At 70.0% G+C, this 23,213-nt stretch carries 21 protein-coding genes; 15 read left to right on the top strand and 6 right to left on the bottom strand.

Features of this window, described 5'->3' with window-relative positions:
• Nucleotides 1-104: 104 nt before the first annotated feature.
• Nucleotides 105-1,154, top strand: coding sequence for a questin oxidase family protein (locus ACZ5XZ_RS30685; protein ID WP_468983808.1), 1,050 nt, complete (start codon nt 105-107; stop codon nt 1,152-1,154).
• Nucleotides 1,155-1,181: 27 nt separating this feature from the next.
• Here ACZ5XZ_RS30685 and ACZ5XZ_RS30680 read toward each other — a convergent pair whose 3' ends face one another.
• On the bottom strand, nt 1,182-1,742 hold the full coding sequence (locus ACZ5XZ_RS30680; protein WP_468983805.1) for a hypothetical protein: 561 nt from the start codon (nt 1,740-1,742) through the stop codon (nt 1,182-1,184).
• 162 nt (nt 1,743-1,904) lie between these two features.
• Here ACZ5XZ_RS30680 and ACZ5XZ_RS30675 point away from each other — a divergent pair, with 162 nt between their 5' ends.
• Nucleotides 1,905-2,363, top strand: a complete 459-nt coding sequence (locus tag ACZ5XZ_RS30675) for a PPOX class F420-dependent oxidoreductase (RefSeq protein ID WP_468983802.1) — start codon at nt 1,905-1,907, stop codon at nt 2,361-2,363.
• Nucleotides 2,364-2,458: 95 nt separating this feature from the next.
• Nucleotides 2,459-3,223, top strand: coding sequence for an alpha/beta fold hydrolase (locus ACZ5XZ_RS30670; protein WP_468983799.1), 765 nt, complete (start codon nt 2,459-2,461; stop codon nt 3,221-3,223).
• Nucleotides 3,224-3,244: 21 nt separating this feature from the next.
• Here the strand turns inward: ACZ5XZ_RS30670 and ACZ5XZ_RS30665 are convergent, their stop codons facing one another.
• The 3 genes from ACZ5XZ_RS30665 to ACZ5XZ_RS30655 all read right to left on the bottom strand — a co-directional run bounded on the left by ACZ5XZ_RS30665 (nt 3,245) and on the right by ACZ5XZ_RS30655 (nt 6,121).
• Nucleotides 3,245-4,387 (bottom strand): IS630 family transposase, encoded by a 1,143-nt coding sequence (locus ACZ5XZ_RS30665; RefSeq protein WP_468983836.1) that lies wholly within the window; start codon nt 4,385-4,387, stop codon nt 3,245-3,247.
• Between the two features lie 305 nt (nt 4,388-4,692).
• A complete protein-coding gene (locus ACZ5XZ_RS30660) occupies nt 4,693-5,709 on the bottom strand; it encodes an NADPH:quinone oxidoreductase family protein (protein ID WP_468983796.1) in 1,017 nt (338 codons plus the stop codon).
• A gap of 46 nt (nt 5,710-5,755) precedes the next feature.
• On the bottom strand, nt 5,756-6,121 hold the full coding sequence (locus ACZ5XZ_RS30655; protein WP_468983793.1) for a MerR family transcriptional regulator: 366 nt from the start codon (nt 6,119-6,121) through the stop codon (nt 5,756-5,758).
• Nucleotides 6,122-6,476: 355 nt separating this feature from the next.
• Here ACZ5XZ_RS30655 and ACZ5XZ_RS30650 point away from each other — a divergent pair, with 355 nt between their 5' ends.
• The 9 genes from ACZ5XZ_RS30650 to ACZ5XZ_RS30610 all read left to right on the top strand — a co-directional run bounded on the left by ACZ5XZ_RS30650 (nt 6,477) and on the right by ACZ5XZ_RS30610 (nt 18,495).
• Nucleotides 6,477-8,258 (top strand): TlrC/CarA/OleB/SrmB family ABC-F type ribosomal protection protein, encoded by a 1,782-nt coding sequence (locus tag ACZ5XZ_RS30650; protein ID WP_468983790.1) that lies wholly within the window; start codon nt 6,477-6,479, stop codon nt 8,256-8,258.
• Nucleotides 8,259-8,724: 466 nt separating this feature from the next.
• Nucleotides 8,725-10,698, top strand: a complete 1,974-nt coding sequence (locus tag ACZ5XZ_RS30645) for a collagenase (protein ID WP_468983787.1) — start codon at nt 8,725-8,727, stop codon at nt 10,696-10,698.
• Nucleotides 10,699-10,999: 301 nt separating this feature from the next.
• The gene (locus ACZ5XZ_RS30640; RefSeq protein WP_468983784.1) at nt 11,000-12,169 is read left to right on the top strand and encodes a macrolide family glycosyltransferase; all 1,170 of its coding nucleotides are present in this window, start codon (nt 11,000-11,002) and stop codon (nt 12,167-12,169) included.
• Between the two features lie 335 nt (nt 12,170-12,504).
• A complete protein-coding gene (locus ACZ5XZ_RS30635; RefSeq protein WP_468983782.1) occupies nt 12,505-13,218 on the top strand; it encodes a cyclodityrosine synthase in 714 nt (237 codons plus the stop codon).
• On the top strand, nt 13,215-14,402 hold the full coding sequence (locus tag ACZ5XZ_RS30630) for a cytochrome P450 (RefSeq protein WP_468983779.1): 1,188 nt from the start codon (nt 13,215-13,217) through the stop codon (nt 14,400-14,402). The genes ACZ5XZ_RS30635 and ACZ5XZ_RS30630 overlap by 4 nt, the downstream gene beginning before the upstream one ends.
• 287 nt (nt 14,403-14,689) lie before the next feature.
• Nucleotides 14,690-15,457 (top strand): GntR family transcriptional regulator, encoded by a 768-nt coding sequence (locus ACZ5XZ_RS30625; RefSeq protein ID WP_468983778.1) that lies wholly within the window; start codon nt 14,690-14,692, stop codon nt 15,455-15,457.
• Nucleotides 15,458-15,527: 70 nt separating this feature from the next.
• The gene (locus tag ACZ5XZ_RS30620) at nt 15,528-16,880 is read left to right on the top strand and encodes an ABC transporter substrate-binding protein (RefSeq protein WP_468983774.1); all 1,353 of its coding nucleotides are present in this window, start codon (nt 15,528-15,530) and stop codon (nt 16,878-16,880) included.
• Nucleotides 16,877-17,740, top strand: a complete 864-nt coding sequence (locus ACZ5XZ_RS30615) for an ABC transporter permease (RefSeq protein WP_468983771.1) — start codon at nt 16,877-16,879, stop codon at nt 17,738-17,740. Before ACZ5XZ_RS30620 ends, ACZ5XZ_RS30615 begins: the two co-directional genes overlap by 4 nt.
• Nucleotides 17,737-18,495: an ABC transporter ATP-binding protein gene (locus ACZ5XZ_RS30610; protein ID WP_468983769.1), complete on the top strand. Its 759-nt coding sequence runs from the start codon at nt 17,737-17,739 to the stop codon at nt 18,493-18,495. Before ACZ5XZ_RS30615 ends, ACZ5XZ_RS30610 begins: the two co-directional genes overlap by 4 nt.
• Before the next feature lie 105 nt (nt 18,496-18,600).
• On the opposite strand, the gene ACZ5XZ_RS30605 is transcribed toward ACZ5XZ_RS30610, so the two are convergent.
• Both ACZ5XZ_RS30605 and ACZ5XZ_RS30600 read right to left on the bottom strand, forming a co-directional pair.
• Complete coding sequence (locus tag ACZ5XZ_RS30605) at nt 18,601-18,984, bottom strand: VOC family protein (RefSeq protein ID WP_468983767.1); 384 nt, start codon at nt 18,982-18,984, stop codon at nt 18,601-18,603.
• 41 nt (nt 18,985-19,025) lie between these two features.
• Nucleotides 19,026-19,736: a TetR/AcrR family transcriptional regulator gene (locus ACZ5XZ_RS30600; protein WP_468983766.1), complete on the bottom strand. Its 711-nt coding sequence runs from the start codon at nt 19,734-19,736 to the stop codon at nt 19,026-19,028.
• A 217-nt stretch (nt 19,737-19,953) separates the two neighbouring features.
• Here ACZ5XZ_RS30600 and ACZ5XZ_RS30595 point away from each other — a divergent pair, with 217 nt between their 5' ends.
• The 3 genes from ACZ5XZ_RS30595 (at nt 19,954) to ACZ5XZ_RS30585 (ending at nt 23,210) form a co-directional block, all read left to right on the top strand.
• Nucleotides 19,954-20,910, top strand: coding sequence for an NAD-dependent epimerase/dehydratase family protein (locus ACZ5XZ_RS30595; protein WP_468983765.1), 957 nt, complete (start codon nt 19,954-19,956; stop codon nt 20,908-20,910).
• Between the two features lie 429 nt (nt 20,911-21,339).
• Nucleotides 21,340-22,281, top strand: coding sequence for an NUDIX hydrolase (locus ACZ5XZ_RS30590; RefSeq protein ID WP_468983761.1), 942 nt, complete (start codon nt 21,340-21,342; stop codon nt 22,279-22,281).
• Nucleotides 22,278-23,210, top strand: a complete 933-nt coding sequence (locus ACZ5XZ_RS30585) for an NUDIX domain-containing protein (RefSeq protein ID WP_468983759.1) — start codon at nt 22,278-22,280, stop codon at nt 23,208-23,210. The genes ACZ5XZ_RS30590 and ACZ5XZ_RS30585 overlap by 4 nt, the downstream gene beginning before the upstream one ends.
• Nucleotides 23,211-23,213: the final 3 nt, after the last annotated feature.

The raw sequence follows: 23,213 nt of genomic DNA, 5'->3' as shown, positions 1-23,213 counted from the left end.
GTATCGCCCGCCTCCACAACCTCACCCTCGCCGGGTAACGGAGAAACGAGCAGGCCATCCAGCACGCCAAAGATCATTTACGGGACAGCCCTTAGCCTCGGGCCATGGATACGACGAGCGGAACACTCGGCGAAGCCCTGCAGCGGCTGCACGCCTCCGGTCCCGAGTTCAAGGGGTTTCTGAGCAATCACGGCCCGATGGCCGTCGAGGCCATGGTCCGCAACGGACAGGCCCGTACCGTCCACCGCTGGCTCGACACCTACGAGCACAAACTGGAGGACGTACCCAGTGCCCGCGCCCCCATCACCGACGCCAACTGGCCGGAGGCGCTGGGTGATACGGGCCGGGTCACGGACTGGACCGCGTACTTCAACGGTCAGGTCACCGAGCGGCCCTGGCGCGAGATCCTCGCCGAGTGGTGGCCACGGCTGCTGCCTGGCATCGCGGGCGCCGCCACCCACCCCGTCATCCGCGTGGGCCACGCCGTACGCAGTCTGCTGACGGAGGGCGAGGACGGCGTGCACATCGCCGAGTTGGCCCATGCGCTCGGCTACTGGGCCGCCCGCCATCTGCTCCTGCCCACCGCCGTGCGTCCGGCCGGCAGTGCCACTCCGGCAGAGGCGCTGGCCGCCCTCCCCCGCGTCGCCGAACGGGGGCTGACACCCGTACAGGGATACGCCCGACTTCCGCAGACCCCCGGGTGGTTACACACCACCGAGTCACTGCACGTCCCCGACGACCCCGAGGCCGTACGCGAGTGCCTGGCCGCGCTCGTACGGGCCGCCACCCTCAACTACGCCGACCACGGCCATGGCAACGGCATCATGCTGGTGCACGCCGCCACCGCGCCGAACGCGGTGCTGCGGACACTCCCCGCGCTCCCCCGGGAGCTGTGGGCCGGCTCCTTCGCCACGGTCTGGGCGGCGACATCGGCGATCACCGCCCTCTACGCCGCCGACACCCCGCTTCCGGCACCCGACGCCGCCACGATCACCCCCGAAGAGGTCTTCGAGCGGGCGGTCGCCAACGGCAACGAACATGCGATCAAGTTCGCGGACACCGCACTGGACGTGGCGGCGGCCTCCGAGGACGGCGACACCCGCGCCCTTTCGGCGGCGCTGAACGCCGTGCGGCTGATCGCCGAGGACGACTGAACCGGACCCCGGCGTACGGCCTCGGCATCAGCCCTCGTCGTCCTCCAGGTCCTCGTCCGCCTGGTCCTCGTCCTCGTCGTCTTCGTCGTCGTCGTCGTACCAGCCTTCGACCATCCCGACGAGCCGTTCGTCAATCGGATTGCCCATCTCGTCGTCCTGGGCGAGCAGGCGACGAAGCGTATTCAGCGGGTACCAGTGGTCGCCGGGACCGGCCTCGGGCGCGCCCACGCAGGGGGTGTCCAGGAGTCCCGGCGCTTCTGTCTCGCCGTAGAACGGGGGTACTTCGCCTGTGTCGAAGTCCGGCTCGAACTTCCATATCCACCCCTTGCGGCGGCACAGGACTTCGCCGATGTACCACACGGCGCCTTGGACGAAGGGGGTGCGGCGCTGCTGAGTGATCTCCTCCGTCTTGGTGTACGCCTGCCTCACCAGGTCTTCCAGCGCGTCCAGGGAGGCGTTGGAGAAGTCGAACAGGGTGCTGCCTCCGGCTTCGTGGGCCCAGTGTTCGAAGCCGGTCCGTCGGTCGGTCAGCCACGCCAGGAGATCGGGGTGACGGGTCGAGTCGTAGCTTTCACGGAGTGCAGGCATGCCCGGAACCGTACCGAACGCCACTGACAGTGGCCCCCGGAGCTTTGCCGAGTCGACTACTCACGCCACGTCAACAAACCGCCGCACGCGGCCGTGAAAAGCAGCCGGCTGGGCTTGCGGCGTCCATGGAATTGCCGGGCGGTGCCGGACGTTGATCAGACCATGACTCAAGGCCCGGCACCGCGCCCACTGTCCGACGAAGCCCTCTCCGCCCTGCTCGACAAGCAGCAGTTCGGCACCCTCGCCACTGTCAAGCGCAGCGGCCACCCCCACCTGACCACCATGCTCTACAGCTGGGACGCCGAGGCCCGCGTCGTGCGGCTCTCGACGACGGCCGACCGCGTCAAGGTCAAGCAGCTGCGGCGCGACCCGCGTGCGGCACTGCATGTGCAGGGCGGCGACGCATGGTCGTTCGCCGTCGCCGAGGGCGAGGCCGAGGTGTCCGAGACAACGACCGTTCCTGGCGACGCGGTCGGACGGGAACTGCTCGGGATGATCCCGAAAGCCGCAAAACCGGAGGACGAAGAAGCGTTCCTGGAGCAGTTGGTCACCGAACGCCGGGTGGTCATCCGGTTGAAGGTGGACCGGCTGTACGGAACGGCGCTCGACATCGAGAGCTAGTGCTGTGACCGGCATGGTTCGCCGGGCTGATGGGCGGGGCAGTGGCGGTGGTAACCGGGAGGCGTTTCGAGCAGCCACTGCGTAGGGTCTGCCGGATGACGCTCTCTCATGATGTGGCCGGAGACGGTCCTGTGCTGGTGCTGTTGCATTCCGGGGTGTGTGACCGGCGGATGTGGGATGTCCAGTGGCCAGCCTTGATCGACGCCGGTTACCGGCTGGTGCGCTGTGATCTTCGGGGCTTCGGTGAGACTCCAGCGCCGGTCCGGCCTCACAGCGACGCCGAGGATGTGCTGGCCCTCCTGGACAGTCTGGGCATCGCGCAGGCTGCACTGGTGGGATCCTCGTACGGCGGGCAGGTCGCCTTGGAGATCGCCGCGCGCTGGCCGGATCGCGTGAGCGCCATCGGGTTGATCTGTCCCGCCCTGCCCGGTCATGAACCTTCTGCGGAGCTGAGTGCGCTCGGGGAGCGCGAGGAAGCGCTGATCGAGGCGGGGGACATCGTCGGCGCGACGGAACTGATGGTCGAAACCTGGCTCGGCCCGGACGCCGACGAGACCGCCCGCGAGGCGGTACGCCAGATGCAGCGGCACGCCTTCGAGCTACAGCTGGCCGCCGCTGAGGAGTTCGAGCCAGTCGAGGCCGTGGTTGATCTGGCGGCAATTCAAGCACCCTGCCTTGTCCTGTCGGGCGCGCATGATCTGGCGGACTTCCGACAGATCGCTGCCCGACTGCCGCATCTGCTCGCGAACGCCGATCACGTTGAACTGCCATGGGCAGGTCACCTTCCCAGCCTGGAGCGGCCATCGGCCGTTACCGATCTGCTGATCGGCTTTCTCAAGGAGAGAGTCCCTGTCGGTTGAGCCTGCTCGCGGCCCGTCCTGTCATGCGGCGTTGAAGAGGGGGCGTCCGCCCCAGCGGATGCCTTTCTCGCTGCGGATGCGGGCACGCTCCTTGTGCTGGGCGGCCAACACATCGGGATGGCGGGTGTTGGCGTTGCGCCAGCGCAAGTAGGCGTGCAGTGCACGGGTCTGGACGGTGTGGTTCGGATGGTTGGAGTTGGCCAGGGAGAACTGCCGCAGAGGGCCGAAGTGCGCCTCGATCGGGTTGGCCCAGGAGGCGTTGGTCGGGGTGAAGCACAGCTCGACCTTGTTCTTCCGAGCCCATTGGCGGATCTTGCTGCCCTTGTGAGCGGAGAGGTTGTCCAGGATCACGTAGATCGGGGCGCCGTCCGGTCGCGCGGTCCGGATCGTTTTCAGCGCAGCCAAGGACGGGGCCGCGCCCTTGTGGCGGCGGTTGACGCCCCACAGGGTGTCGTTGCCGACCGAGTAGCAGCCATGGAAGTAGGTGACTCCGTGGGTGCGATGGTAGATCGCCGGATGACGGTTGGGCCTTCCCTGCTCGGCCCAGCAGGACCCGCCGGTCGGTCGGATACCCAGCGGTCCGAACTCGTCGAAGGTGAAGACCCGGTCGGGGAAATGGGCCAAGACGTGCTCGATCCGGTCGAGTTTGGCGTCGCGGTCGGGGTCGGTGGAATCCTTCCACGTCTTCGTGCGCTGAAAGGTGATCTTTCGGCGGGCCAGCAGACAGCGCAGGGCCTCGCGGCCGATCCGTATCGGGCGGGCGACGTTGCGCCGCAGGTGGTCGGCGAGTTTCCTGATCGACCAGCGTGTGAAAGGCTTGCCGAACTTGGTGGGGCGGGTGGTGGCCGTCTCGATGACGAAGTCCTCGTCGTCATCGCTGAGCAGGCGGGGACGGCCTCCCGCCCACCGAGGGGCCAGGCAGCCGAGCCCGATCTCGTTGAATCGGTGGATCACGTCGCGAACGGTGTCCTCGTCCGCCTGGACGAATTGGGCGATCACCGGCACACGGTTCCCGCCAGCTGAGGCCAGGAGCATCATCGCCCGCCGGTAGCGCACCGTACTGGTACTGCCCCGTCTCACGATCCGCTGCAGCTGCTGCCCCTCCTGATCGGTCAGCCTACGCACTCGGACGGGCTCTGCCGCCGCGCCTCCATCGCCAGATATGTGGCCTCACATCCAACCGGCTCAGCCAGCACCCCGGCGAACCTTCCCGGTCACAGCACTAGGGTCCTGGCAGCGCGTCCTGATCACCGCCCACTCGGCCAACAAGTGGGCTCTTGACTGCCCCCTGACCGGCGCCGCCATCGGAGACCTCGTCGATGCGCCCTTCGGGCGGCAGGAAGGCTGGCACTACACCCTCCCGACCGACTGGCCGGCGACGACCTCCAGTTACCCCGGCGAACCTTCCCGTTCCCGGTCACGGCACCACTGAGGACCATCCGGGTCGTTGCGACGAGCCACAGGCGTTCCTACCGCCAGGGATCGAGGGCGTGCTTGCCGCGGGTCCGGCCCGCTTCGAGTTGCTGCAGTACGGTCGGCCCCTCGGCCAGGGGGTGGACCTCGGGGGTGCCGGGCAGATACACGCCTTGGGCGATGAGTTCCTCGATCTCGACGAGCAACGACCGGTAGAGGGACGGGGCCGCGGCCGCCAGTGCGCCGATGTGCAGGCCCTTGAGTTGGACCTGGTGGGTGAAGACCAGGTCATGGGTGCTGAGGCCGGCGTCGCCGGACGCGGCGCCGAACACGACGATGCGTCCGGTGAAGGGTTTGGTCACCGACAGGCCGGCCTCGAACGTGGCCCGCCCCACCGATTCCAGGACCAGGTCGACGCCGCCGGTCAGGCGGGTGATCTCCGCGGCCAGATCGGGGCGTCGGCTGTCGAGGACCTCGTCGGCGCCGAGCGCCTTGACGGTGTCGTGCTTGTCCGGTGACGCCGTGGCGATCACCCGCGCACCGTAGTGGCGGGCGAGGCGGACAGCGGCCTGCCCCACGCCGCCGGCCGCGGCATGGATGAGCACCGTGTCACCGGTCTTGACCTCGCCCAACGGCTTCAGTGCCGCCAATGCGGTTGCCCAGTTCAGCACCAGGCCGAGGGCTTGGGCATCGCTCCAGCCCGAAGGGACGGGAAGTGCCGCCGCGGCCGGCATCGTCATGTACTGCGCGAAGGCGCCTGGGCCAGTGCCGACGACGTGGGTGCCGACTGGGAGCGGGCGCTCCACCTGCGCGCCGATGCCCACGATCTCGCCGGCCGCTTCGAAGCCCGCCACATAGGGCGCCTGCGGGCCTCCTCCGTAGGCGCCCTGAGTCTGCATCACGTCCGCGAAGTTGACCCCGGCGGCGCCGACGCGGACCAGGTACTCACCCGGCCCCGGGGTGGGGCTGCGATGATCGCTCGTGAGGGTCAGGTCCTTCGGTCCCCGGTGCGACCGCTGGACCAGTGCTCGTACGCTCCGCCCAGCGGTGTGCCGCTGCTTGTTGATCTCCATGCACCGAACGTAGGAGTCTGACACTTACGTCAAGGTCAAGTGGCGGTCACAGGCCAGGATGGCGGGCCTCTCGCAGATAGGCGTCGAGTGCCGCCTGCTGATCGCTGAGGACGGCGATTCGCGCGGCGAGCCGATCGCGATAGCTCTGCACCTCGCGCAGGAACTCCGCGCCCACCGCATCCGCGCCGGCATCAGGTCCGTCAGTGAGGCGGGGCAGAACTTCCCGGATCAACCGCACCGGTAGCCCGGACTCCAGGAGCGAGCGGATGACGAGCACACGGTTGAGGGTGGACTGGCAGTAGTCGCGGAACCCATTGCTGCACCGACCAGGGACGATCAAGCCCTCGTCCTCGTAGTGCCGCAACGATCTCGCACTCACGCCGCTGGATCTGGATGCTTCACCGATCTTCATACCCGGAGGCAACGTCCAGGCGCACCGCGATCTTCCGGCACGCATCGCCAGGGCGAAGTGCGGACTGCCCGTGGATGACTCTCCCGCGAGAGACGAGACGATTCGTCTTGCCATGATGGCTCCCGGCGCGTAAGGTGCTGCGCATGGGTTCCCTGTTCCTGTGATCGCCAAGCGAGTGCCCGCGTCGAGCTGAGCTCCGCCGTCACCGCCACCCTTCCCGCGCGTGCCTTAGCCGCACCCGTCGGCACCCGACTCCGTTTGCCGGGCTGCGCCGTACGGGCCCGCCGGCACGCGGACATGCCATCGCCCTCATCCGACCCGGTCGGCCCAGCCGCCGGGAGCAGGGAGCATCTCCATGCACACCTCTTCCTCCGCATCGTCGTCCGCCTCCACCAGCGCTACCGCCGCCGCTACTACTGCTGCTACTGCGCGGACCGCGCAGTTGGCGTTCCGCGACGTCACCAAGCGCTACGCGGACCGTCTCGTCCTCGACGCGGTCTCCTTCTCCGTCAAACCGGGCGAGAGGGTCGGTGTCGTCGGCGACAACGGGTCGGGGAAATCCACTCTTCTGAAGCTCATGGCCGGTCAACTCGACGCCGACAACGGTGAGTTGACCGTACACACAGCCCGCGGCACCGGCTACCTCGCGCAGACGCTGGAGCTGCCGCCCCGAGCCACCGTCCAGGACGCCGTCGAGCTCGCCCTGGCCGACCTGCGTGACCTCGAAGCGCGGATGCGCCGGGCCGAGGCCGACCTGGGCCGCCGGGCCGCGGGAGCCGAACTCGACACCGCCTTGGAGGCATACGCGGAGCTGGTCGAGCGCTACGAGGCACGCGGCGGATACGCGGCCGAGGCCCGGGTGGACAGCGCCCTGCACGGCCTGGGACTGCCTGGCCTGGCGCGCGACAGGCGGCTGGGCACCCTCTCCGGCGGCGAACGGTCCCGTCTGGCGCTGGCCGCCACGCTCGCCTCGCGGCCGGAGCTGCTCCTGCTGGACGAGCCGACCAACGACCTGGACGACCAGGCCGTGAGCTGGCTGGAGGCGCACCTGCGCGCGCACCGCGGCACCGTGGTCGCGGTCACCCATGACCGGGTGTTCCTCGAAGGGCTCACCACCACCGTCCTGGAAGTCGGCTCCGGTACGGTCTCGCGGTACGGCGACGGCTACGACGGCTACCTGGCGGCCAAGGAAGCCGAGCGCCGGCGCCGGCTGCGGGAGTACGAGGAGTGGCGCACCGAACTGGTCCGCAACCGGAGGCTGGTGGAATCCAACGCCTCGCGGTTGTACGACATGCCGCGCAAGCTGCCCTTCGCCGTCTTCGGCCATGGCGCCTTCCGGTCGCGCAGCCGCGGGCACGGCGCAATGAGCCGTATCCGCAACGCCAAGGCACGTCTTGAACGGCTGACCGACGACCCCGTCGCACCGCCCCCCGCCCCGCTCGTCTTCACCGCCCGCATCGCCACCTCGGCGGGGCCCGAGGAGACCCCGGGCGAAGTGCGTCAGGTACCACCAGTGGGGCGGGAGCAACCGCGCCGGACGGCGGCGGAAGTCTGCGACCTGCGGGTCGGGGATCGGCTGCACCTGCCGGCACTGCACCTGGGCGCCACCCAACGGCTGCTGGTGACCGGCCCCAACGGGGCGGGCAAGAGCACACTGCTGCGGGTGCTGGCAGGGGAGCTCCGGCCGGATGGCGGCTCGGTACGCGTACCCGGCCGCGTCGGGCACCTGCGACAGGAGGGGACACCCTGGGCCCCGGAGCTGTCCGTGCTGCAGGCATTCGCCCAGGGACGCGTGGGCTCGGTGGACGAACACACGCAGGCGCTGCTCTCACTCGGCCTGTTCGGCCCGGCAGAGCTGCGGCTACGGGTGGGGAGCCTGTCGTACGGACAGCGGCGCCGCATCGAACTGGCCCGGCTCGTCAGCGAGCCGACGGATCTGCTGCTGCTCGACGAGCCGACCAACCACCTGTCCCCTGCCCTCGTCGAGGAACTGGAACAGGCCCTGGCGCACTACCAAGGCGCCCTGGTGATCGTCACCCATGACCGCCGCATGCGCTCCCGGTTCACCGGCTCCCACCTCGCGCTGCGCGACGGCGAGGTCGCCCATTTCCGGGCGGCGCCAGGGAAGCTCCTTTGACGGAACGACCACAATGACCGGTTGCCCATGGTGAGCGTCGCCGCTCACCGTGCACCCGAGCGTCCGTCCACGCGCCGTTCCATCGACCTCTGCCTTTCGTTTCGGAGGGCAGATAGCCACTGCGCGGCGTGTCGCGCCGCGTGGTCGCGCATGACCTCCAGCTCCAGCCGGTCCTGGTCCTTGGTCTGAACAGGGACGGCGTGGGCGGGCCGCCGCTGCTCGGCTGCCGCGTGCCTCCGTCCGGAGACCTCAAGTCGGCTGGCGGAGCGCATTACTGACGGACCATCAGTTTCATCCGTTACGCGCAGCCCTCTTTCACTGCCATGTGAACTGTGAAATTGTACCGTCACACTTTCGGCGGGCATGACAGCTCCGCGAGAGTGCGCAACTTCCCGTGCCATCACGGTCCGTACCCCCCACCGCCGTGCCCCTCGCACGGCTGCCGACTGGCCTGGAGGCCATCGCCATGCGTAGACCCCCCACCCTCAACAAGCTCGTCCGCCTGCTGATACCCACCGTGGCCGCCGCCGGCCTGGGGCTCACCATGCTTGCCCCCAACGGCGGGGCGGCACCGGCCGGCGTCAAGGCGCCCAAGCCCGCACCGAGGTCGGCTGTCGCCCCGCAGCCCGCCTCCGCCACCGTGCTCGCCACCGATCTCGCGCCCGGACACGCCGCCGCCCCCGCGCGATCGGCCACGGACACCGCACACTTCGCGCAACGCCCTCCGCTCCCCGCTGCCCAGAACGCCGCGGAGCGCAAGAAGGCCCGCTCTGCGGCGAAGGCCGCGGCGGACTGCAACGTCAGCGACTTCACCTCGAAGACCGGCGCCGCCCTGGTCGAGCAGATCAAGCAGTCGGAGACCGCCTGCATCAACACGCTGTTCAGCGTGACCGGTGAGGACTCCAAGGCCCTCTTCCGCGAGGAACAGATGGTCACGGTGGCGAACGCCCTCAAGGACGTCGCGGCCAACTACCCCGGGGACAACAGCACTTCCGCAGCCCAGGTGGTGCTGTACCTGCGTGCCGGCTACTACATCCAGTACAACCAGCCGGAGAACGTCGGCGAATACGGCCCGACGCTGAAGAGCGCCATTCAGGCCGCCCTGGACGGCTTCTTCGGCTCGTCCCACGCCTTCGACGTCTCCGAGGCCAACGGCGAAACCCTGGCGGAGACGGTCACCCTGATCGACAGCTCCGCGGAGAACGCCCGCTACCTCAACGTCGTCAAGCGCCTGCAGAAGGACTACAACGCGTCCTACGACGAGTTCTACTGGATGCTCGCGGCGGTCAACAACACCTACACCGTGCTGTTCCGCGGCCATCAGCTGCCGGAGTTCGTGGACGCCGTGAAGGCCGACCCCAGCGTCCTCACCGGACTGCGTGACTTCGCCGTCGCCCACGACGATCTGCTCGGCACCGACAAGGCCTACCTGGCCAGCAACGCCGGACGCGAACTCGGCCGCTTTCTGCAGGACGCCGACCTCAAGGACACCGTCAAGCCGTTGGTCAAGGAGCTGCTCGGCCGCAGCGAGATCACCGGGCGCACCGCCCCGCTCTGGGTCGGTCTCGCCGAGATGACCGACGAGTTCGACAAGGCGAACTGCGCCGAGTACGACACCTGTGACCTGCAGAACCGCGTGCGCGACGCCGTGCTGACGGTCAAGCACACCTGCGGTCCGAGCGCGAAGATCCTCGCGCAGGAGCTGACCGCGTCCGAGCTCTCGGCCACCTGCGACAGCATCCTCAAGCAGGACCCGGTCTTCCACGGCATCGTGAAGGACAACGGCCCGGTCAAGGACGACAAGAACACCAGTATCGAGATCGTCGCCTTCAACTCCAGCACCGACTACAAGACCTACGCCGGTGTCGTCTTCGGCATCGACACCAACAACGGCGGCATGTACCTGGAAGGCGATCCGGCCGCCGAGGGCAATCAGCCGCGCTTCATCGCCTACGAGCAGCCGGCCCAGGACGGCGCCTTCCAGATCTGGAACCTCAACCACGAGTACACCCACTACCTCGACGGCCGCTTCGACATGTACGGCGACTTCGCGGCCGGGCAGACCACCCCGACCGTGATGTGGGTCGAGGGATTCGCCGAGTACGTCTCCTACTCGTACCGCGGCGTCACCTACGACAGGGCGATCGAGGAGGCGGGCAAGAACACCTACAAGCTCAGCCAGCTCTTCGGGACCACTTACGACAACGCCGACACCACCCGCATCTACCAGTGGGGCTATCTGGGCGTCCGCTACATGCTCCAGTCGCACCCCGACGACGTGGCGACCCTGCTCGGCCACTATCGCGCAGGCGAGTACGACGCGGCCCACAGCCTGCTCCGCGACACCATCGGCACCAAGTACGACGCCGACTTCGCCGAATGGCTGAGCAAGTGCGCCGGCGGCGACTGCGGCCGGGTGCCGGCCCGGAGCGGCCGGTGACCAGGGCCTCGGCCATCAGCAGGAACTGAGTCGGGAGAGCCTGGTGTTCCGCGCGTCGTTCGTGCGCGGAACACCAGGCTTCTCCACCGCGCCTGCACCGATTCCCTTCGTCTGTCGATCGACTCATATGTGAAGACTCCTCGGAAACCTGGGGGACATGCCGTCCGGTGGCCCGGGCACTGCGCGCCGCGTTGCCTTATTGCGCACTGCCGCGTTGCCCAGTCGCACCTCTTGGCGTTTGCCTGGCGTAGACCCCTATCCAAGGAAGTTTCCCGATATGCCCCCTTCCTCTCATATCGCTATGATCGGCACGCCTCTGGTCGGCCATGTGCTGCCCAGCCTGGAGATCATCCGTGAGCTGGTGGCCCGCGGCCATCGCGTGACGTACGCCAACGCCGACCACGTCGCCGAGCTGATCGCCCCCACCGGTGCCGAGCTGGTCCGCTTGACCTCCACTCTTCCGGTCGCCGACGGCGAGTGGCCGCAGGACCCCATCGCCGCCGCCGCCCTCTTCCTCGACGAGGCGATGGCCGTACTGCCGCAGCTGCACGCCGCGTACGACGACACCCCCGCCGACCTCTACCTCTACGACGTCGGCGCGTACGCGGGCCGCGTGCTGGCCGAGGCGCAGGGCCGCGGCCTCGTCCAGCTGTCACCGACGCATGTGGCCTGGGAGGGTGCCCAGGAGGAGATGGATGCGGCGTTCGCCGGGCTGCCCGGAGGCTCCGCCCACCGAGCGCGGTTCGCCGCCTGGCTGGCCCGGTGCGGTGCGGCGACCACGAACGTGGCGGAGTTCACCGGCCTGACGCGGCGGACGCTGGCCTTGATCCCGCGCGCCATGCAGCCGCATGCGGACCGGGTCGACACCAAGGCGGTGACGTTCGTCGGCCCGTGCTGCGGCACCGGCGAGAAGCCGGGCGGCTGGATGCGGCCGGCCGGTGCGAAGAAGGTGCTGCTGGTGTCGCTCGGCGGCTCGGCGCACCTCGGGCAGCGCGAGATCTACCAGCAGTGTGTGGCGGCCTTCGCCGACCTTCCGGGCTGGCATGTGGTGTTGCGGATCGACAACGGCAGCGACCCGGGCCGGCTGGAGGAACGGATTCCCCCCAACTTCGAAGTGCTGCCGTGCGTGCCGCCGTCGACGCTCCTCGAGCAGGTGGACGCATGGGTGACGCACACCGGCATGGGCAGCTGCGGTGAGGGCCTGTACGCCGGTGTGCCGATGATCGCGGTACCACGCGGGGCCGATCAGTGCCTCTACGCCGACCGGCTCGTCGAACTGGGTGTCGCCCGTCGGATCGACACCGCGGACGTCACGGCGGCGGCGCTGCGTACGGCCCTGATGGAACTCATCGGCGATCCACAGGTCGCCGCCCGCTCGGCATGGCTGTGGGCCGAGGTGCGCACCGAGGGCGGCACCCGTCGGGCCGTGGACCTGATCGAGGAGCAGTTGGTGGAGGAGCGAGTGGGCTGACGGCGAAGGCCGAACGCGTGCCGTCGGAGGTCGGCTGCCTGGTTCGACGGCCGGGTTCGACGGTCGGGGGACAAAGTGTCCGGCGCGGGCAGGCGGGGGACGGCGCGCCTTCCCCGGCCCCCGGGAATTCGGCCTGAGCGGCTTCGCGACGGGCTCGTTCGCGATCACCGGGCCCGCTTGTGAACGCGATATGAATGCAACCAGGTGGCCTGATCTGGGAGTTACTTCCTGGTTCGACACCATCCGGAACCGACAGTCAGGTAGGTTTCCGCTGTCGCCGCCACACCGGGAACACGGGGTTCCCAGGGACTAGCGGCACGTAGGGACATCGTCTCTTGACGACAGCGACCGAGATTTTTCACGTCCGTCCGTACACCCCGCACTGCCAGGTCATCACCGACGAAGGTGATCACGCTGTCATCGGCATCTCTCCGGGGAACTCCTACTTCACCCATCAGCGCATCCTCAGCCTCGCCACCTGGGGAGTGGAGAACTTTCGTCAGGTCGATCTCATCTATACGGATCTGCATGTCGCCGACATGTACGAAGCACTCGGATATCCGGCTGTCGACGCCCAGCGCAAGGCCGTGAAGAACCTGCGCGGTGTACGGGCCAAGGTGACCGCCGCCGTTGCCGCGCTCGACCCGGACGGCAGCAGGCTCCGCGGCCGCCCCATGTCCGCACTGCTGGATATCCCCGCCTATCGGGTCATACGCAAGGGCCTCGACGATCGGCTGTCCACCGACCCGGCGTTCCGCGAGGTCTGCGATCAGCTCGTGGTCCAGTTCCTCACCACCAAGGTCCTCGACGGACAGCGGCCCACCGACCGTCAGCGTCAGGTCTGCCTCGACTACATCTGCGCCGAAGCGCCGCTGTTCATCGACACCCCCGCGATCATGGGCGTCCCCTCGTCGCTCAACTGCTACCACCAGGCATTGCCGATGGCCGATCTCCTGTACTCCCGCGGGCACGGCCTGCGCGCCACACGCAACCAGGGCCACGCCGTGATCACCCCCGCCGGCACTCTCACCGAAGGAGACCAGCAGTGACGACCGCCCCGACCCTGATCGACTTCCCGTTCTCCCCCCGCGGCGACCGCCTCCCCCCGGAGATCGAGCGGCTCCGCGCCACCCCGGTCACCCGGGTACGCACCATCGCCGGGGACGAGGCATGGCTCGTCTCCTCCTACGAGCTGTGCAGACAGGTGCTCGAAGACCCCCGCTTCAGCCTCAAGGACACCTCCGCCCCCGGCGTCCCCCGGCAGTACGCGCTGACCATCCCGCCCGAGGTGGTCAACAACATGGGCAACATCACCGGCGCCGGTCTCCGCAAGGCCGTACTCAAGGCGATCAATCCCAGGGCCGGTGGCCTGCCGGAGTGGATGACCGACCACGCCGCCCACCTGGTCGACGGCATCCTCGACTACGGCCCGCCGGTCGACCTGCGCGGACAGTTCGCCAACCCCTACGCCGAGCACCTCCACTGCCACATCCTCGGCATCCCCCGTGACGACGCACCGCTGCTGGCGTCCAGTCTCGACATCGCGTTCATGAACTCGGCCTGCCCCATCACCGGGGCGCGCCTGAACTGGGACCGGGACATCGCCTATATGACCGGGCGGCTCAACGACCCCGCCACCGACGGGCTCATGGCCGAACTCGCCGCCCTGCGCGGTGACCCCGACTATGCGCACCTCACCGACGAGATGCTCGCCACCGTCGGCGTCACCATGTTCGGCGCCGGAGTCATCTCCACCATGGGCGCCCTGACCATGGCCGTGTTCACGCTCCTGCAGAACCCCGAGGCGTGGAAGCAGCTGTGCGCGGAGCCCGGCAAGATACCGGCCGCCGTGGACGAGCTGCTGCGCGTGAACCTGTCCATCGCCGACGGACTGCCCCGCCTGGCCATGGACGACCTGCGGCTCGGCGACACAGAGATCAAGAAGGGCGAGCTGGTCCTCGTCCTGGTCGAGGCCGCCAACACCGACGCGAGCGTGTTTCCCGACCCGCACACCATCGACATCGACCGGCCCAACGCGGCCGCTCACCTCTCGTTCGGCTACGGCGGGCACTACTGCCCCGCCGTACCGCTCGGGAAGAAGCACATCGAGATCGCGATCGAGGCCCTCACCACCCGTATGCCCGGCCTGCACCTGGCCGTCCCCGTCGACCAGCTCGTCTGGCGCACCCGCTTCATGAAGCGCATCCCCGAGCGCCTGCCGGTCGCCTGGTAGGAGCGACGGTGCCGGCGTGAGCCGGCGCCCGGCGCAAGAGCGAGGGTCCCGACCTGAGAGAGGTCGGGACCCTCGCTCCGAGCGCGTGCAGCCGGTTTCTGTACGTCCGGGCGGTCCTGCGTAGGTGGCGCGGTGCGCAAAGGGCTGTCCACGTTGTGGGCACCGGGGTGGCGGATCTTCGCCGTTGGCTGTCGATGTCGCAGGTCAGAGCGGTGCGGTCGAGGCCGCGAGGTGGCGCAATACTTCCGCAACACCATCGGAGCCGCCGCGCCGGTACGTTTCCTGCCATGCCAGCAGAACGCATCCCCGCCTCGCTTCCGGTCGCCGCCGCGCGCCGTCGGCGGCTGCGTGCCGACCGGGCCCGGCAACTCGCCGACCTGCTGCGCCATCAGATCCTGGCGGGCGGTTTCCCGCGCGGCGTCCTCCCCCTGGAGCACGTCATCGCCGCCGACTACGGGGCCAGCCGCAACACCGTCCGGCTGGCCCTCGACCTGCTGCGCGGCGAGCAGCTCGTGGAGCGGAAGGCCGGCGTCGGCACCGTCGTGGTCTGCGAGAAGTACGCACACGGCCTCGACCGGCTGCAGGGCCTGGCCGAGACCCTGCACGAGCACGGCCGGGTCACCAACGAGGTCCGCACCGTCGGACCGGTCAGCGCCCCCGGCCCGGTGGCGCACCGGCTCGGCCTGCCCGACCACACCGACGTGCTCTGTATCGAGCGGCTGCGCCGCCTCAACGGACTGCCGCTCTCCCTGGACCTGTCCTATCTGCCCATGGACGTGGGTGGTGAACTGCTCGGCTGCGACCTGGAGTCCACGGACGTGTTCCGGCTCCTGGAGACGCTGACCGGCGGCCCACTGGGGCATGCCGAGATCACTCTCGAAGCGGTGAACGCCGACGCGCACTCCGCCGCGGTGCTGCAGGCTCCGCGCGGGAGTGCCGTACTGATGCTGGAGCGGCTGACGCATCTGCCCGACGGGCGGCCCGTGGACCTGGAGTTCATCCGCTTCCGCGGCGACCGCATCACCATGAGCGGCGTGCTGCACCGCTCCGTCTGACCCGCTCCGCCTGCCCCACCTCCCCGTTTCCTCCCGCGACTTCCCGCTACCGCCCTCTCTGGAGACAGTCATGCCTGTTGTCCCGACCCCCCGGCTTCTGCCGCTCGCCCGGCTCCTGCCGCTCGCCCTGCTGCCGCTGGCCACGGCGTGCGGTGGCGCGGCCGGGGCCCAGGACTCCAAGACCGTCACCGTGACCGTCGGATACCAGTCGAAGACCCTCAACACCGTCACCGCCGGAACGCTGCTGCGCTCCCTCGGCTACTTCGAGGACGAGCTCGCGGCCCGCGGCAAGAGGGACGGCATCAGCTACAAGGTGAAGTGGCAGGACTACGCGACGGGCGCCCCGATCACCTCCCAGATGACCGCCGGGAAGATCGACATCGGGTCGATGGGGGACTTCCCGCTGCTGATCAACGCGGCCCGCGGCCGGCAGTTGGGGCAGCCGACGCGGCTCGTCTCGGTCACCGGCTACAACCTGCGCGGCGGCCTCAACACCGTGGTCACCGCGCCCGGTTCGCCGCTGCGTTCGCTGGCCGACCTGCGCGGCAAGAAGGTCTCCACCAGCGTCGGCTCGGCCGCCGACGGCACCCTGGTCCGAGCCCTGAAGCAGGCCGGGATCGACCCGGAGCGGGGCATCGAAAAGCTGAACCAGCAGCCCAGCGTGGGCGCGTCCGCCCTGGCCGGGGGCAGCGTCGACGCACTGTCCCAGTTCGTGGCCTGGCCGGGCCAGTTGGCCTACCAGGGCAAGGCGAAGGCCCTGTACGACGGGGCCGACCTGAATCTGCCGACCTTCCACGGCGTCACCGTCCGGGAGAAGTTCGCCAAGGAACGCACCGGGGTCCTGGACGACTTCCTCCAGGCACAGCGACGGGCCACCGACTATCTGCGCACCCGCCCGGTGGCCGCCGCCGAGTCGGTGGCCAAGGAGACCGGGCTCCCCGCCGAGGTGGTCTACCTCTACAACGGCGCCCACGGCATCGCCACCTTCGACCCGGCGCTGCGCCCGGAGTTGATCAGCGCGCTGAAGAAGGACGTCCCGATCCTGAAGGCGGCCAGGCTGGTGGGCGACGTCGACGTGGACTCCTTCGTCGACCCGGCACCGCTGCGGCGGGCCGCGCGCGCCGCCTCCTGGCCCAAGGCGGGCGCCGCCAAGGCCGAGCTGTGGCTGAAGGGCCGGTCCACCACCCGTACCTTCGACAGCCCGAAGCAGCTGCTGAAGGCCACGAAGGGCGCCCAGGTGCGGGCCGCGTACGTGCCGGACGCGCTGACCGGCACCCTTTGGTTCGCCGACCGGGCGGTGTGGGTCGCGGACGGCTCCGACCTGCGCGCCTTTGTCACCCCGGCCCATGCGAAGACGTACATCGAGCGGCACGCCGGGGCCCGGGTCGTCAGCTACGCGGACGCCGTGGGGCGGGCGTCATGAGCGTGGGCCGCTGGGTGGTCCGGGCCGCCTCGCTCGCCGCGGCCCTCGGCCTCTGGCAGCTGCTGACCTCCCTGGACGTCGAACTCTGGCTGCGGTTCGGCCAGTTCCCCACGGTCGGCGAGGTGGCATCCGCCTTCGGCGACCGGCTCGCCACCGGCACGTACTGGCAGGACCTCGGCCACAGCCTGCGCCGCATCGTGCTCGGCTTCCTGCTGGCCGCGGCCCTCGGGGTGGCGGCGGGCACGGCGATCGCCCGGTCGCGGTGGGCCGCCGACCTGCTCGGCCCGCTGGTGGAAGTGGCGCGGCCGGTCCCGGCGATCGCCCTGGTCCCGGTCGCGATCCTGCTGCTGCCCACCAACGAGCAGGGCATCGTGTTCATCACCTTCACCGCGGCGTTCTTCCCGGTCCTGGTGTCGACCCGGCACGCGGTGCGCGCGCTCACGCCCGTATGGGAGGAGGCCGTGCTCACCATGGGCGGCGGCCGGCTGCGGGTGCTGTTCTCGGTGGTGCTGCCCGGCGCGCTGCCGGGCATTTTCGGCGGGCTCTCGGTGGGCATCGGCGTCGCGTGGATCTGTGTGATCTCCGCAGAGATGATCTCCGGCGAGTACGGAGTCGGCTACCGCACCTGGCAGGACTACACGGTCGTCGACTATCCGGGCGTCTTCGTCGGCATGGCCACCATCGGCGCCCTGGGCTGGCTGACCTCCACCGCGGTGGAGTTCCTCGGCCGCCGCGCCACCTCCTGGCTGCCGCGCCCGGCCGAGCGCGCCCCGTCCCGTGCGGCACGCCGCGCCCTGCGCGCCGCTCCCCCGGCCGCCCCGTCCCCCGCTCCGGCCCTCGACAAGGAGCCCGTCCCATGAGTCCCGCGAGTCCCACGAGCACCGCTCCCGTCCGGCAGGGCGCCGAACTCGCCCTGGACGACGTACTGCTCGGCCATCGGGCGGATCAGGCCCTGCCGGGCACCGTGCGGCTGCGGATCGCGCCGGGCGAAGTCGTGGCCGTGCTCGGCCCGTCCGGCTGCGGCAAGTCCACGCTGCTGCGCACCCTCGCCGGGCTGCTGCCCCCGCTGGGCGGCCGGGTCACCCAGGACGGGGCGTCAATCGCCGGGCCCGCCGCCGACCGGGCGCTGGTCTTCCAGGAGGACGCCCTGATGCCGTGGCGGAGCGTCCGCGCCAACGTCGAACTGCCGCTGGCCATCCGCCGGGTGGCCAGGGCCGAGCGGCGGCGGGTCGCCGACGACTGGCTGCGGCGGGTCGGCCTCGCCGGGCACGCCGGCAAGCTGCCGCACCAGCTCTCCGGCGGGCAGCGGCAGCGCGTCCAGCTGGCCCGCGCGCTGGCCGGGCGGCCCCGTGCGGTCCTCATGGACGAGCCGTTCGGCGCGCTCGACCCGCACACCCGCGCCGGGATGCAGGACCTGCTCGTGGAGATCCTGCGCGGCACCGGCGCGACCGTCGTCTTCGTCACCCATGACGTGGACGAGGCCCTCTACCTCGGCGACCGGATCGCCCTGCTCACGTCCGGCGAGGTCCTGGACGTCCCGCACCCCCGGCAGCGGGAGGCCCGCGAGGCACCCGGCACCACCGGGCTGCGCCGCCGCGTCCTTGCGTCTCTGTGAGGCATGGTCTCCCGGCCTGGCTCCCTCCCGGCCTTACGACCGGGCCGTCCGCCATCGACAAGTGGCTGTGACTGCGCTGCGGGGCACGGCCTTTGAGCCAATGCCTCAAGGCGACATCGCAGCCCGGTCGGCCTCGCTGCGGAGCACACAGAATTCGTTGCCCTCAGGGTCGGCGAGGACGGCCCAGCCCGCGCCGTCGCTCTCCCGGCGGTCGGTGACCAGGGTGGCACCGAGGCCGAGCAGCCTGTCGACCTCCTCCTCGCGCGAGGTCTTCGGGCGCAGGCACAGGTGGATCCTGTTCTTGACCGTCTTCGGTTCCGGCACCTGGTTGAAGTACAGCAGCGGACCCTCCGGCAGCATCACCTCGGTCTCCGGGGCACCCGGTTTGTCCTCCGGGTGCAGCGGGCAACCGAGCACCTCGCTCCAGAATCGGGCCAGCTCATAGGCATCCGCACAGTCGATCGCCACGTTCTGCACCACCGAAACCATGCACACGAGCCTGCCCGAGGCAACGCTCGTGATCAATACGCCTAGAGCCCGAAGGAGTCGGCCAGGGTGTCGATCTGCGCGGTGAGCAAGGTCGACGCGTGGTGCCCCATCCCGGCGTAGTGGCCGGATACCTCCAGGCCGACCGTGCCGTGCAGCTGCGACCAGGCCAGCACCGTACCGGCGAGGGCGGTGCCCGCCGCCTTGTCGTGCGGCGGCAGCCCGGTGTGCTGCGCCACCCAGTCCGCGACGCCGTCGTCCTTGCGCACCCACGCGTCCGTCTCGGCGACGACCGGCCGTAGCGCCTCGGCGGGCACACCCGCGGCGAACACCTTCAGAAACGGCCCCAGGACGGCCCGGGCGCGCTGCAGCGTGTCGGACGGAGCCGCGTAACCGGGGAGCGGCGTCCCCTGGATCAGGAGATAGCGGTGCGGCTGCGCGACGGCCCAGCTCCGGTAGGCGCCGGCGAGGGCGTGCAGGGTGGACCGCGCGTCCCCTGCGGAGTCGCCGACGGCCTGCGCGATGGCCCGCGCCACGTCGTCGTAGGCGTCCCGGATCAGCTCGCCCAGTAGATCGTCCCGGCCCGCGAAGTAGCGGTAGAGGGCCGGCCCGGACAGTCCCATGTCCTTGGCGATCCGGGTGAGCGCGACGGCCTGGACGCCGCCCTCGGCGAGCTGCTGCAGCGCGGCCGCCTTGATCTCCGCACGGTTCTGCTCGCGGTAGCGCGCCCGGGGGCTTCGTACCTCGGCGGCCATGTCTCCTCCTGCGTTGCGGGGCAGCGGGACGACATGTGTGAGCGGCCCTCGCTCATCGTAACCATCACTTCAATTGCGATGGACGTTCGCAAGAGTTATGGTCTCTAACAGAAGTGAGGTGGTGAAGCGAAAGGCGCAGGGCTTCCGCTCCACCGCCCTCGCCCGCCGCTGATCCGATCCATCCGATCCACCGCCATCCCGGAGAGAAGGAATCGCCATGTCTGTCGCAGCACGCCGTCTCCATGCCGTTCTGGGCGCCGGCCCGGCCGGCACCACGCTCGCCGCCGAGCTCGCCCGCCAGGGCAAGGACGTACGGCTGGTCAGCCGCTCGGCGCCGGACGGCGCCCCCGGCGGCGTGCGGCGCCGCGCCGCCGATGTGAGCACGCGCGACGGGGCGCTGGCCGCCGTAGAGGGCGCCGATGTCGTGTACCACTGCGTGAACGTCGCCTATCACCAGCAGACCGAGGTCATGCCCCGGGTCCAGCAGGCGGTACTGAACGCCGTCGAGGCCACCGGGGCACGGCTGGTCGTCCTGGACACGCTGTATCCGTACGGCCCGACGCACGGTGAGGTGATGACGGAGGACACTCCCTGGCGGGCGACGAGCCGCAAGGGGGTGATGCGCGCACAGCTGGACGAGGCCTATCTCGCCGCTCACCGTGCGGGGCGGGCCCGTGTCGTCCTCGGCCGGTCGGCCGACTTCGTCGGACCCGGCGTGCTCAACTCGACGCTCGGCGGCGCGGTGTTCCCGCCCGCACTGACCGGCGGCGAGGTCCTCGCGCTCGGCGACGTCGACCTCCCGCACAGCTACACGGCCATCCAGGATGTGGCGACGGGACTGGCCGCCCTCGGCGAAGACCCGGAAGGCGACGGCCGGGTGTGGCATCTGCCCACCGCGCCCGCCCGTACCACCCGCGAGATCCACTCGATGATCGAGGAGCGGGTGGACCGCCCGCTGCGGCGGGTGGTGCTCACCGAGCCGCGCCCCTTCGGACCGTTCGATGCGACCTTCATGGGCGAGTACGCGGAGATGTTCTACCAGCACACCGAGCCGCAGATCGTGGACTCCTCGGCGTTCGAGCGGTCCTTCGGCCTCCGTCCGACGCCGCTGGAGGCGACGCTCGACGCCACGCTCGACTGGTTCCGTACGCTGATGGCCGGCGCACGGAACTGACCCGCCGACGCCCTGCACACCGCGGGCGCCCATGACGAGGCGCGGCGCATCAGCGCCTCGGCCGCCCGGGAGGTCGAGGCGCGCGGCGAGCACTTCTGCCACCGGCCGCAGTGGCCCTTCGCCCGGCTGCTGCCGCGAACGGTGGCGCTCACGCCGTAGCCGCGGCTCGGGGCAATCGGAGCTGTTCGAAACCCGGCCCCAAGCGCCAAGCGCAGCACCCTCCACGGCGATCAGAACAGGCGTTCACGATCTGCCTCCGACGCACCCGTTACGGGTCGCGATCCGGGCCGTTCTTAGAGCACCTGTACTCCTCGCTCCCCCGGGAGGAACCCTGAACCCCTTGACCGTCCGCATGGAAGGACCCGCCGCGTTCGAATATCGAGCCTGCGGACCGTGCCTCCCCACCACCGACTCCAGGACGGCGCACCCGTGAAAGAGGACAACTCACCAGTCGACTCCGCCTCGCCGCCGGAGCATGGGCGGGCGAACGCGTCGGCACTGATCCACGACGGGGCCGGCGCATACCTGCTGCACCTGCGGGACGAGCGTCCCGGGATCTGGGAGCCGGGGTGCTGGTCCCTGCTCGGCGGCTGCCGTGAACCAGGCGACCGGTCACTGGCAGAGACGGTGCGCCGAGAACTGCGGGAAGAGGCCGGCCTCGACATCGGCCTTGCCCCCTTCGCCATGGAGGAAGCCCACAGCAGCGACGGCACCGTCGTACCGATCCAGATCTTCACAGGCCGGTGGGCCGGCGACCCGGCGACGCTGCCGCTGACCGAGGGCGTCATGCTGCACTGGTTTCGGCCAGAGGTCATGCCGCGCCTGCGGATGGCCCCGTCGACCCGCAGTCTGATCCGCCGCCACGCCGAGAGACATCCCGCCACCCACCGGCCTCCCCACCCACCCGGGCTCGCTCCGGCCCCGGGTGGACGAGCCGTGCCCCATGTCATCGGCGTCCACCTCTACCTGGAGAACAGCAAAGGCGAGGTGCTGCTCGGGCTGCGCCACCCCGACTCCGCCTACGCGGGCTCCACATGGCACTTCCTGGCCGGTCACTGCGAGCAAGAATCCGCCGTCGCCTGCCTCGTCCGCGAAGCCCGGGAAGAAGCGGGCCTGGCGATCTACCCGGGCGACGTCGAGTATGCGCACGCGGTCCACCTCGTCGATACGCCCGGGACCCGGCCGCGCATGCAGATGATCTTCCGCGCCCGGCGCTGGGCGGGCGTGCCGTCGATCCGCGAGCCCGACAGATGCCTGGACTGGAGTTGGTGGCGTCCGGAGGCGCTTCCGGAGCCGATCGTGCCCTACACCCGTGCGGCCATCGAGGCGATCCGGGAAGGCCGTCACTACACCGAGATGGGATGGTCATGACTGATCACACGGCGGGCGCCCCGAAGGCGTCCTTCAGCGCGGTGGAGAAGGGGCGCCCCAGGCCGCAGGCGGTCCTCGGCGCGTGCGTGGTGGTCACCGACAACTCGGGGCGGGTGCTGCTGGGCCGGTCCACCAGTGGGATGTGGGAGCTTCCCGGTGGGCGCGTGGAGCCGGGAGAGCACGTCACCGCAACGGCCGTGCGGGAGCTGGCGGAGGAGACCGGGCTGACGGCCGAGCCGGGTGACGCGCGCCTACTGACGATCCTCCACGACGACCGGGAGGACGTCAGGCGCCTGTCCGCGGTGGTCCGTGTCACCGCGTGGTCGGGCACGCCCGCCCTGCCCGAACCGCACCGGTTCCAGCGTTGGGAGTGGCACGACCCGCACTCCCTCGCCGCCCTCGGGCCGGTCTTCGTGCCGTCCGCCCAGGCGCTGGAAGCGGTGTGGCCGGGTGTTCTGCCCGGCCTGTCACCGGTGCACAGCTACCCGATCGACGGCAGCGCCGCCGGCGGCCAAAAACAGCGGACGGCCACGTTGCCGAAGCCGGCACCGCCGCCCTCGGAAGGGCACGCCACCCTGGACGGATACGTCTGGGACACCATTGGGCACCTGGCCCGTCGCTTCACCGCGCATGACGACGAGCGCGGGCTGGATCACGCGCAGCAGTGGACGCTGCAGGTGCTGAAGATCGCCGAGGAGACGGGCGAGGCCTCGCAGGCCGTCATCGGTGTGCGCGGCACCAATCCCCGCAAGGGCGACAGCCACACCTGGCAGGACGTGCACGCCGAGGTCGCGGACGTGGTCATTACCGGTCTGGTCGCCCTCGCGCGGATGCGACCCGACGACGCGGCGGAGTATCTGCGGCGCCAACTGGCCGCGAAATCAGGTCGGTTCCTGGCGTCAGGCAGCGCGCCCGGGGGCGCACCGTGATCA

It is taken from the genome of Streptomyces sp. NPDC033270, assembly GCF_055576575.1.
Note: the sequence above shows the minus strand (reverse complement) of the source record. Positions and strands in the feature narration are given on the sequence as shown.